Annotated in this window: 10 protein-coding genes (1 of these 10 only partly in view); 3 read left to right on the forward strand and 7 right to left on the reverse strand. The window is 64.2% G+C overall.

The genetic code is table 11. The annotated features are described in order from the left end of the window. The first annotated feature begins 83 nt into the window (after positions 1-83). Positions 84-506 (forward strand): hypothetical protein, encoded by a 423-nt coding sequence (locus KI242_RS03720; protein WP_041115780.1) that lies wholly within the window; start codon positions 84-86, stop codon positions 504-506. Here the strand turns inward: KI242_RS03720 and KI242_RS03725 are convergent. The 7 genes from KI242_RS03725 to KI242_RS03755 all read right to left on the reverse strand — a co-directional run bounded on the left by KI242_RS03725 (position 503) and on the right by KI242_RS03755 (position 8,434). Then, entirely contained in the window at positions 503-1,429 is a 927-nt protein-coding gene (locus tag KI242_RS03725; protein WP_212805908.1) for an ABC transporter permease, read from the reverse strand. The two genes, KI242_RS03720 and KI242_RS03725, sit on opposite strands and share 4 nt — an antisense overlap. After that, the gene (locus tag KI242_RS03730; RefSeq protein ID WP_041115784.1) at positions 1,429-2,535 is read right to left on the reverse strand and encodes an ABC transporter permease; all 1,107 of its coding nucleotides are present in this window, start codon (positions 2,533-2,535) and stop codon (positions 1,429-1,431) included. The genes KI242_RS03725 and KI242_RS03730 overlap by 1 nt, the downstream gene beginning before the upstream one ends. Before the next feature lie 11 nt (positions 2,536-2,546). Beyond that, a complete protein-coding gene (locus KI242_RS03735) occupies positions 2,547-4,112 on the reverse strand; it encodes an ABC transporter ATP-binding protein (protein ID WP_053156217.1) in 1,566 nt (521 codons plus the stop codon). Between the two features lie 533 nt (positions 4,113-4,645). Beyond that, positions 4,646-5,227, reverse strand: a complete 582-nt coding sequence (locus KI242_RS03740; protein WP_015634036.1) for a YigZ family protein — start codon at positions 5,225-5,227, stop codon at positions 4,646-4,648. A 5-nt stretch (positions 5,228-5,232) separates the two neighbouring features. Continuing rightward, positions 5,233-5,901, reverse strand: coding sequence for a TetR/AcrR family transcriptional regulator (locus KI242_RS03745; protein ID WP_011059099.1), 669 nt, complete (start codon positions 5,899-5,901; stop codon positions 5,233-5,235). A gap of 87 nt (positions 5,902-5,988) precedes the next feature. Beyond that, positions 5,989-7,383, reverse strand: coding sequence for a nucleobase:cation symporter-2 family protein (locus KI242_RS03750; RefSeq protein WP_123431174.1), 1,395 nt, complete (start codon positions 7,381-7,383; stop codon positions 5,989-5,991). A gap of 130 nt (positions 7,384-7,513) precedes the next feature. After that, a complete protein-coding gene (locus tag KI242_RS03755) occupies positions 7,514-8,434 on the reverse strand; it encodes a LysR family transcriptional regulator (RefSeq protein ID WP_123473034.1) in 921 nt (306 codons plus the stop codon). A 125-nt stretch (positions 8,435-8,559) separates the two neighbouring features. Between KI242_RS03755 and KI242_RS03760 the strand changes: the two genes are divergently transcribed. Next, positions 8,560-9,909, forward strand: a complete 1,350-nt coding sequence (locus tag KI242_RS03760) for an aspartate aminotransferase family protein (RefSeq protein WP_015634038.1) — start codon at positions 8,560-8,562, stop codon at positions 9,907-9,909. Between the two features lie 73 nt (positions 9,910-9,982). Further along, positions 9,983-11,214 carry the 5' portion of a CoA-acylating methylmalonate-semialdehyde dehydrogenase gene (locus KI242_RS03765; RefSeq protein ID WP_212805909.1) on the forward strand. It continues 262 nt past the right edge of the window, so only the first 1,232 of its 1,494 coding nucleotides appear in the window; it begins with the start codon at positions 9,983-9,985; the stop codon falls past the right edge of the window.

Raw genomic sequence — 11,214 nt, forward strand, 5'->3', positions numbered from 1 at the left:
AGCATGGGGCTCGAAAGGGCTTGACCCTGGAGCATACTCCAGGCTTTAGCCTGCGCGCTCCTTGAATCGATGGAGCGACATCTATGTGGACCACCAAACAGTATCGAAAACTGGTCCGGGCCAGCGGCTGGTACGACTTGCTGGTGACTTTGGCCTTCGCCACCCCCTGGAGTTTCATGGCCCTGCACGGGCTGCTGCAGGACACGGTCCAGGCCCTCAACCTGCCGGGAGCACTGCCGGTTTTCGAACCCATGCACATGCTGATGGCCAACCTGATGGGCTCGATCATCTGCGTGTGGTCAGTACTGCGTATTCGTGACCCGCAGCAGGCGTTCGGCCGCTATGACGCGGTGGGGCGCATCCTCTTCGCCACCTGGCAGGTCTATGCCCTGGCCCACGGAGCCACGGCATTGATCGGGGTGATCCTGTTCTTCGAGCTGGCCTGGTGCGTGGCCCAGTTGCTGCCGGTGCGAGCGACTGCCGGTCAGGCCCCGGCAGTCATCTAGTGTCCCGACTGCCACGGCTGGCCGAGGGACACCGGTGCATACAGCCGGGTGCGCAAGGCATCCCGGGATAGCAGCACCAGCACCAGGATGGTCGCGGCATAGGGCAGCATCGCCAGCAGGTTGGAAGGAATCGCCAGGCCCAGGCCCTGGGCCACCAGGTGCAGGATGCTCGCCAGGCCGAACAGGTAGGCGCCGAGCAGCAGCCGCCACACTCGCCAGCTGGCGAACACCACCAGCGCCAGGGCGATCCAGCCGCGTCCGGCGCTCATGTTCTCGGCCCACATCGGGGTGTAGGCCAGGGACAGGTAGGCCCCGGCCAGCCCCGCCATGGCGCCGCCGAATAGCACCGCGAGCGTGCGCACCCGCAGCACCGGCAGGCCCATGGCGCTGGCGGCGTCGGGGTTCTCGCCGACGGCCTGGATGATCAGGCCGACCCGGCTTTTGAGAACCACCCAGGCCACCAGGGCGAACAGGGTGAAGGACAGGTACACCAGCAAATCCTGGGCGAACAGCATGCGGCCGATCAGCGGGATTTCGCTCAGCAGCGGCAGCGCCAGCGGTTCGAAGCCGACCAGGGGCTTGCCGACCCAGGCCGCACCGACAAAGCTCGACAGGCCGACCCCGAAGATCGTCAGCGCCAGCCCGGTAGCCACCTGGTTCGCGGTGAACACCAGGGCCACCAGTGCGAACAGCGCCGCCAGCAGCATCTCGGCGGCCATCGCCAGCAGCACCCCGAGCCACAAATGGCCGCTGTTGAGGGCGACGATAAAACCTATCACCGCGCCGAACAGCATCATGCCTTCCTGCCCCAGGTTGAGGACGCCGCTCTTTTCACAGATCAGTTCCCCCAGGGCCACCAGCAGCAGAGGGGTGCCGCAGCGCACCATGGCGTAGAGAATATTGCTCAGCAGATCGATATCCATCACAGGGCTCCGGCGGTAGCAGTGGCGCTGGCGTTACGGCGCACCCAACGCAGGTTCAGGCGCGGGCGATAGAGAATCAGCACGTCGCTGGCCAGGAGAAAGAACAGCATCATTCCCTGGAACAGCTGGGTGATGGCCTGGGGCAGGTTGAGGCTCATCTGCGCGCTCTCGCCACCGATGTACAGCAACGCCATCAGCAGGCTGGAAAACACAATGCCGATGGGGTTCAGGCGGCCGAGAAAAGCCACGGTAATGGCCGCGTAGCCGTAGCCGGGAGACACCTGGGGCACCAGTTGGCCGATGGGGCCGGCGACTTCGCAGACCCCAGCCAGCCCTGCCAGCGCACCGCTGGTCAACAGCGCCAGCCAGACCAGGCGCTTCTGGCGAAAGCCGACGAAGCCGGCGGCACGCTGGTCCAGGCCGAGCACCCTGATCTGGAAGCCGACAAAGCTTTTCTGCAGCAGCACCCAGACCGCCACCAGGGCCAGCAGGGCGAAGTACACCCCGGCGTGGACCCGGCCGTCTTCCATCAGCAGCGGCAGGCGGCTGGCGTCGCCGAACATCGCCGATTCGGGAAAGTTGAACCCGGCGGGGTCTTTCAACGGGCCATGCACGCAGTACAGCAACAGGTTCAGGGCAATGTAGTTGAGCATGATGCTGGTGAGGATTTCGTTGGCGTTGAAGCGGGTGCGCAACCAGGCGGTGAGCCCGGCCCAGGCGGCGCCGGCCAGGGTTCCGGCAAGCAGGATCAGCACCAGCGCCCAGCGGCTTTGCAGCTCGATGAGATTGACCGCCAGGGCGCTACCGACCAGGGCCCCGAGCAGCAACTGGCCCTCGGCGCCGATGTTCCACACCCGCGCCTGGTAGGCCACCGCCAGGCCCAGGGCACAGAGCAGGATAGGTAGCGCCTTGACCAGCAGTTCGGACACGCCATACAGGTCGCTGACCGGGGCGATCAGCAGGGTGTGCAAGGTCAGCCAGGGGTCATGCCCCAGGGCCATGAACAGCAGGGAACCGCAGCCCAGGGTCAGCAGCGCCGCCAACAGTGGCGAGCACCAGAGCATCAGCCGCGACTGGCGGCCACGGGGTTCGAGTGAAAGCAGCATGGACAGCTCCGTTAAATCGCCAGGGCAGCGGGTGAGGGCAGGGAATCGGCGTGGCCGGCCATCCAGCCGCCAACCTCCACCAGCGAGGTGTCGGCGCAGGCCTTGAGGGGCGAAAGGCGTCCAGCGCACAGGGCCGCGAGGCGGTCGCTGATCTGGAACAGCTCGTCCAGGTCTTCGGAGATCACCAGGATCGCCGCGCCGGCATCGCGCAAGGCGATCAGTGCGCGGTGGATAGTGGCGGCGGCCCCTACATCCACGCCCCAGGTCGGGTGCGCGGCGATCAGCAGGCGAGGCTGCTGGAGAATCTCGCGGCCCAGGATGAATTTCTGCAGGTTGCCGCCGGACAGGCTGCGGGCCGGGCTCTGGGAACCGGCGCTCTTGACCCCGAAACGCTGGATGATGCGCTCGGCCAGTTCCCGCACTTTGCGTCGCTGGATCAGCCCGTGGCGCACCAGGCCCTGTTGAAAGGCGCTGAGCAGGGCGTTGTCCTCCAGGCTCAGTTCCGGCACCGCACCGTGGCCCAGGCGTTCGGCGGGAACGAAAGCCAGGCCGCGCTGGCGTCGGGCGTCGGGATACAGATGAGCCACCCCCTGGCCGGCGAAACAGATACGTTCGGCTTCGCCACGGGGCAGGCGCTGTTCACCGCTGAGCAGGGCCAGCAGTTCGTCCTGGCCATTGCCGGCGACTCCGGCGATGCCGACGATCTCGCCGCTGCGCAGGCGCAGGTCGATGTTCTTCAGTGAGCAGCCGAAAGGATCGGGGTTGTCCCAGCTGAGGTTGTCCAGGCGCAGGAAGTCGTTCGTGCCGCGGGCTTTCGGGTAGTCGGTGATCATCGCCGCCGCGTCCCCCACCATCAGCCGTGCCAGCTCGCGATCCGAGCACTGCGCCGGCCTGCAGTGCCCGGCCACCCGGCCCGCGCGCAGCACCGTGGCGCTGTGGCACAGGGCGCGCACCTCGGCGAGCTTGTGGCTGATGAACAGGATGCTGCAGCCTTCGTCGGCCAGCCGGCGCAGGGTGACGAACAGGTCGTCGGCCTCCTGCGGGGTCAGGACCGAGGTCGGCTCGTCGAGGATCAGCAGGCGGATGTCCTGCATCAGGCAGCGGACGATTTCCACCCGCTGGCGTTCGCCGATGGACAGGCTGTGCACCAGGCGCTGGGGTTCGAGGGCCATGCCGTAACGCTGGGAAACCTCGCGGATTCTGCCTTCCAGCTGGCTCGGCGTACCGGTGCCGGCGCCCATGGCCAGGGCAATGTTCTGCGCCACGCTGAGGGTTTCGAACAGCGAGAAATGCTGGAACACCATGCCGATCCCCAGGCTGCGTGCCTGGGCCGGGTTGTCGATGAGCTGGCGTCGTCCTTGCCAGAGCAGTTCCCCCGAATCGGCCTGGACCACCCCGTAGATGATCTTCATCAAGGTGCTTTTGCCGGCGCCGTTTTCGCCCAGCAACGCATGGATTTCACCCGCAGCGATGTTCAGGTCGATGGCGTCGTTGGCCAGGCAGCCGGGATAGCGTTTGCTGATCCGGCGCAGTTGCAGGCGTGGTGCCTGGCTGCTGGGTGCAGGGTGATTGGACATAACAGGCTCGGCTTCTGGGAGTTGTGCCTGTGGATAAAGCAATTTCCTGGCCAGTGGGTCAGGAAAGCCGGTGAAGCGCTCCCGGGCGGCATCCTGCCTGGCTGACAGGACCAGGGTCCTGGCACCACTTCGGGGCAAGGTGTTTGAAAAGGCGCTGTTTTTGTCCCCAGGCCGTTGCGCAGAAAATGATCAGTTGCCTGCAGACCCTGCGCAATCAGGGGCTGGAGCAGCCTTGCACGGGTTATCCACAGCTTGCTCCACAGTAATTGTGTGCAAGAGCGGCGCTTGGGCATCAGCACCACTGGCTTGCCCGTGAACTGCGATAAACCGGCTTAAGTGGCTGTTTCGCTGTGGAAAAAAGCTTCCTGGGGACGCTTTGGACAAAAAATGAACAAAGCCCGCAAAGCCACGTTGCAGAAGGGTTACAGCGCTATGTGCTCAGCTTATCCACAGTCGGGTGCACAGTAGATGTGGGCAAGTGCCCGGGGCCCTTGCGGGTTATGCACAGGGTGGTCCGGGCCGGGTTGGTGCCTTCAGCGCTGCAAAAGGATGCGCCCGCGGCTGAGGTCCGCCAGCTGTTGCTGCAGGGTATCGATCTGCTCTTCGCCCAGGGCCAGTTGCAGCTCTACGCCGTTGGCGGTGAAGTCTTCCTGGACCAGCAGCCCGCCCAGTTCGGCAACCCGCAGCTTGACCAGCGCCAGTTCGCTGAAGCTGCAGGCGCAACGCAGCGGTACGCGGTTGACCAGGGCGATGCGCTCGGCGCCTTGCAGGCACTTGTTGGCGCCGCCGCCATAGGCCCGGGCCAGGCCGCCGGTGCCCAGCTGGATGCCGCCGTACCAGCGGATCACCAGCACCGCCACCTGGTCGCAGTCCTGGGCCTCGATGGCCGCGAGGATCGGTCGCCCGGCGGTGCCGCCGGGTTCACCGTCGTCGTTGCTGCGGTACTGGTCGGCGAGTTTCCACGCCCAGCAGTTATGCGAAGCGTTGAGGTCGCTGTACTGCTGGATGAAGGCTTGGGCCTCGGCCGCGCTGCAGATGGGCGCGGCAAAGGTGATGAAGCGGCTTTTGCGAATTTCCTCGCGGTATTCGCAGAGGCCGGCCAGGGTAAAGGGCATGGGGGTCAGTCTTTCAGTGCAGGTGTCAGGCCACAGCCTTTGAGGATGATGCGGATCAGGTTGTTGCCGGCGTCTTCCATGTCCTGCTTGGTCAGCCGGGTGCGCCCGGTGACGCGGCAGATCTGGGTGGCGAAATCGGCATAGTGCTGGGTGCTGCCCCACAGCAGGAAGATCAGGTGCACCGGGTCTACCGGGTCCATCTTGCCGGCGTCGATCCAGGCCTGGAACACCGCGGCGCGGCCCTGGAACCAGGCGCGGTAGTCCTGGCTGAAATACTCGCTCAGGCACTCGCCACCGCTGATGATCTCCATGGCGAAGATCCGCGAGGCTTGCGGCTGGCGGCGGGAGAATTCCATCTTGGCGCGGATGTAGCGGGTCAGGGCTTCGGCCGGATCATCTTCGGCGGTGAGGGTGTTGAAGGTGCTGTCCCAGAGTTCGAGGATGTTGCTCAGCACCGCGATGTACAGCCCCAGCTTGTTGGTGAAGTAGTAGTGCAGGTTGGCTTTGGGCAGGCCGGCCTTCTGCGCGATGGTGTTCATGCTGGTGCCTTTGAAACCGTGACGGGCGAACTCGTCCTCGGCGGCCTGGAGGATGGCCTCTTCATTCTTCTGCCGAATGCGGCTGGCGGGTTTGCCGGGGTGAGGAGCGCTGTGGGCGGGGACTTCAAAGGTCATGGAGGTTTCCGAGCAAGTCTGTGGGTGCAACCTGTGCGTTGATAGCGCACCCACGTGGATCAGACAAGCCTTGGCGCTACAAAAGCCTCAGTGGGCCCTCAGGGTGTCGTTTTCCGGAATCGGATTTGCGTCATTCGCCGCGCCCTTGCTTTCCGGCAACAGCAGGCTCATCAGCAAGGCGGTGAGGCCGCCGCTGGTGATCGCCGAATCGAACAGGTTCTGCACCACCTTGGGCAGCAGGTGCAGCAGGTTCGGTTGCGCGGCGATGCCCAGGCCGACGCCGAACGAAGTGGCGATGATCAGCATGCTGCGCCGGTCCAGCGGGGCCTGGGCGAGGATCCGTACCCCGGCTGCGGCGACGCTGCCAAACATCACCAGGGTGGCACCGCCGAGTACCGGCTTGGGGATCTGTTGCAGCAGCGCGCCGATCAGCGGGAACAGGCCCAGGCAGAACAGGATCAGGCCGATGTACAGGCCGACGAAGCGGCTGGCCACACCGGTCAACTGAATCACCCCGTTGTTCTGGGCGAAGGTGGTGTTGGGGAAGGCGCTGAAGGTGGCGGCGATCATGCAACTGACGCCGTCCCCCAGGACCCCGCCCTTGAGCCGGCTTATATAGGAAGGGCCGCTGATGGGCTGGCGCGCCAGCATGCAGTTGGCGGTCAGATCTCCCACGGTTTCCAGGGTGCTGATCAGGTAGATCAGGGCTACGGGGATAAAGGCGCTCCAGTCGAAACTGAAGCCGTACCTGAAGGGCTGGGGCAGGCTGATCAACGGCAGGTCCGGCAGCGGCTGGGGCACCAGCTTGCCGCTGAACCAGGCCGCCAGGCTGCCCAGGGCCAGGCCGATGATGATGGCGCTGAGGCGCACCCACGGGGTGTTGCTGCGGTTGAGCAGAATGATGGTCAGCAGCACCAGCAGGCCCAGGCCGAGATTGCCCGGGGCGCCGAAGTCCGCGGCATTGAAGCCGCCGCCCAGGTCGGTGATGCCGACCTTGATCAGGCTGATGCCGATCAGGGTAATGACGATGCCGGTCACCAACGGGGTGATCACCCGGCGCAGTCGCCCGATAAAGCGGCTAAGGACGATCTGCACCAGCGCGCCGAAGAAACACACGCCGAAGATCATCGCCAGGATGTCTTCCGGGCTGCCGCCCCGTTGCTTGACCAGGAACCCCGCCGACAGTACGGCGCCGAGGAAGGCGAAGCTGGTGCCTTGCAGGCAGATCATGCCGGCCCCGATGCCCCAGGGGCGCCGGGCCTGGATAAAGGTGCCGACCCCGGAGACCATCAGCGCCATGCTGATCAGGTACGGCAGGTACGCCGAAAGGCCCAGGGCCGAACCAATCACCAGTGGGGGGGTGATGATGCCGACAAAGCTGGCCAGCACATGCTGCAGGGCCGCCAGCAGCGCGGGCAGCGGTTGCGGGCGGTCGTCGAGGCCGTAGATCAGTTCGCTGGGGCGGGAAGCATCTGGCTGCATGGCGTGGAGCTCGGGCTAGGGTTCAAGGTGCCGAGGTCTTTGCAAAAAGCTGTCCAGGTGCTCAGGTTATTTTTTCTGTTTTGCGGTGCGGGCCTTTGAATACCGGGCCTTGCTGGTGAGTGGAGACGCTCTAGCGGGTTGCCGCCAGGCTCTCCAGAAAGCTTTCGAGCACCAAATGAGGGCGCCGACCCTTGCGCGTGACCGATGCCAGGCTCAGGTCGTAGAAGCGTGACTTGGGCTTGAGGGCACGCAACCGGCCCTGCTGCACCCAGAGGCTGGCGTAGTGGTCCGGCAGGTAGCCGATGTAGCGGCCGGTGAGAATCAGGAAGGCCATGCCTTCCCGGTCGGATGCGCTGGCGGTGCAATTCAGCGCCTGGTAGTGGGCCTGGATCTCGGCCGGCAGGCGAAAGGTCGGGGCGATGGCGTCCTGGTCGTTGAGGCGCAGGTCGTCCAGTTGCCGGTCATCCACATAGAACAGCGGGTGGCCCACTGCGCAGTACAGCAGCGAGCGCTCGTCATACAGCGGCTGGTATTCCAGGCCGGGCAGGGCACTGGCCTGGGGCACCACGCCGACATGCAGGCGGCCGTCGAGCACCCCTTGCTCGACTTCGTTGGGGGCGATCATGCGGATCTGGATCTGCACGTCCGGGCCACGCTCCTTCAATTGCGCCAGGGCGTGGGTGATGCGCATGTGGGGCAGGGTCACCAGGTTGTCGGTGAGGCCGATGATCAATTCGCCGCGCAGGTGGCGGTGCAGGCCGTTGACCTCGGTACGGAAGCTTTCCAGGGCACTGAGCAGTTGCAGGGTCGACTGATAGACCTCGCGGCCCTCCTCGGTCAGGGAGAACCCGGCGCGCCCGCGCTGGCACAGGCGCAGGCCGACCCGTTGTTCCAGGTCGCTCATCTGCTGGCTGATGGCCGAGCGGCCGATGCCGAGCACGGTTTCCGCGGCGGAGAAACCACCGCACTCCACCACGCTGCGAAAGATCCGCAGCAGGCGGATATCAAAGTCGCTGACTTGCGCCAGCGGGTCGGCTCGACGGCTGCTCATAGTTTAGTGGATGCCAGACTGAAGGTTATTAAAGTTGGATTTCACCGACTTTATAGCCGTGGCAACTTAGCTGCAACAACGCTTTTTATTCCTACGCCGCTTCATTGCCTTGCGAGGTTTTGCTCATGAACATGCCGGAAACCGCCCCTCAGTCCCTGGCCAGCCAGCTCAAGCTCGACGCTCACTGGATGCCCTACACCGCCAACCGTAACTTCCAGCGTGACCCGCGCCTGATCGTCGGCGCCGAAGGCAGCTGGCTGGTGGATGACAAGGGCCGCAAGATCTATGACTCGCTGTCGGGTCTGTGGACCTGCGGCGCCGGTCACTCGCGCAAGGAGATCCAGGAAGCGGTCGCCAAGCAGTTGGGCACCCTGGATTACTCCCCTGGCTTCCAATACGGTCACCCGCTGTCGTTTCAACTGGCAGAGAAAATCACCGACCTGACCCCGGGCAACCTGAACCACGTGTTCTTCACCGACTCCGGCTCCGAGTGCGCCGATACCGCAGTGAAGATGGTGCGTGCCTACTGGCGCCTGAAAGGCCAGTCGACCAAGACCAAGATGATCGGCCGTGCCCGTGGCTATCACGGGGTGAACATCGCCGGCACCAGCCTGGGCGGTGTCAACGGCAACCGTAAGCTGTTCGGCCAGGCAATGATGGATGTGGACCACCTGCCGCATACGTTGCTGGCCAGTAACGCGTTTTCCCGTGGCATGCCGGAGCAGGGCGGTATTGCCCTGGCCGATGAGCTGCTGAAGCTGATCGAGTTGCACGATGCTTCCAATATCGCTGCAGTCTTCGTCGAGCCGATGGCCGGCTCGGCTGGCGTGCTGGTGCCGCCACAGGGTTACCTCAAGCGCCTGCGGGAAATCTGCGACCAGCACAACATCCTGCTGGTGTTCGACGAAGTGATCACTGGCTTCGGCCGTACCGGTGCCATGTTCGGCGCTGACAGCTTCGGCGTGACGCCGGATCTGATGTGCGTGGCCAAGCAGGTCACCAACGGCGCGATCCCCATGGGCGCGGTGATTGCCAGCTCCGAGATCTATCAGACCTTCATGAACCAGGCGACACCCGAGTACGCAGTGGAATTCCCCCACGGCTACACCTACTCGGCTCACCCGGTGGCGTGCGCTGCGGGCCTGGCGGCACTGGACCTGCTGCAGAAGGAAAACCTGGTCCAGAGCGTGGCCGAGGTTGCCCCGCATTTCGAGAATGCACTGCACGGCATCAAGGGCACGAAGAACGTGATCGACATCCGTAACTTCGGCCTGGCTGGCGCGATCCAGATTGCACCCCGTGATGGCGATGCCATCGTGCGTCCGTTCGAGGCTGGCATGGCGTTGTGGAAAGCCGGTTTCTATGTGCGCTTCGGCGGCGACACCCTGCAGTTCGGCCCAACCTTCAACAGTAAGCCGCAAGACCTCGATCGTCTGTTCGACGCGGTTGGCGAAGTGCTGAGCAAGCTCGACTGATTCGATCCCTCTTATATAGAAGCAGGCGCGAAGTGTTTCGCGCCTGCGCTTTCCCTCTTTCAGGAGTCCCCGCATGAGTCTGATTCAACACCTGATCCACGGTGAGCTGGTAAGCGACAACGGTCGCAGCGCTGACGTGTTCAACCCATCCACCGGTCAGGCGATCCATAAAGTGCCGCTGGCCAGCCGTGAAACCATCCAGCAAGCCATCGACTCGGCCAAGTCGGCATTCCCGGCCTGGCGCAATACGCCACCGGCCAAGCGCGCCCAGGTGATGTTCCGCTTCAAGCAATTGCTGGAGCAGAACGAAGCCCGTATTGCCAAGCTGATCAGTGAAGAGCACGGCAAGACCCTGGAAGATGCTGCTGGCGAATTGAAGCGCGGTATCGAGAACGTCGAATACGCCTGCGCCGCACCGGAAATCCTCAAGGGCGAGTACAGCCGTAACGTGGGCCCGAACATCGACGCCTGGTCCGACTTCCAGCCGCTGGGCGTAGTGGCCGGCATTACCCCGTTCAACTTCCCGGCCATGGTGCCGCTGTGGATGTATCCGCTGGCGATCGCCTGTGGCAACTGCTTCATCCTCAAGCCTTCTGAGCGTGACCCAAGCTCGACCCTGCTGATTGCCGAACTGCTACATGAGGCCGGCCTGCCCAAGGGCGTGCTGAACGTGGTGCACGGTGACAAAACTGCGGTGGACGCGCTGATCGAGGCATCGGAAGTCAAGGCGCTGAGTTTTGTCGGTTCGACGCCGATTGCCGAGTACATCTATGCCGAAGGCACCAAGCGCGGCAAGCGCGTTCAGGCTCTGGGTGGGGCGAAGAACCACGCGGTGTTGATGCCGGATGCCGATCTGGATAACGCCGTCAGCGCGTTGATGGGCGCGGCCTACGGTTCATGTGGTGAGCGTTGCATGGCGATCTCGGTAGCCGTGTGCGTGGGCGACCAGGTGGCCGATGCCCTGGTGGCCAAGCTGGTGCCACAGATCAAGGCGCTGAAGATTGGTGCCGGTACTTCCTGTGGCCTGGACATGGGGCCGCTGGTTACCGCCCAGGCGCGTGACAAGGTCAGTGGTTATGTAGAAGACGGCGTGGCCGCAGGTGCGCAACTGGTGGTGGACGGTCGTGGCCTGAGCGTGGCCGGTCATGAAGACGGCTTCTTCCTCGGTGGCTGCCTGTTCGACCGCGTTACCCCGCAGATGCGCATCTATAAGGAAGAGATCTTCGGGCCAGTGCTGTGCATCGTCCGGGTCAACAGCCTGGAGGAGGCCATGCAACTGATCAACGATCACGAGTACGGCAACGG

This window comes from Pseudomonas sp. Eqa60 (assembly GCF_018326405.1).
GTDB classification, from domain to species: Bacteria; Pseudomonadota; Gammaproteobacteria; order Pseudomonadales; family Pseudomonadaceae; genus Aquipseudomonas; species Aquipseudomonas protegens.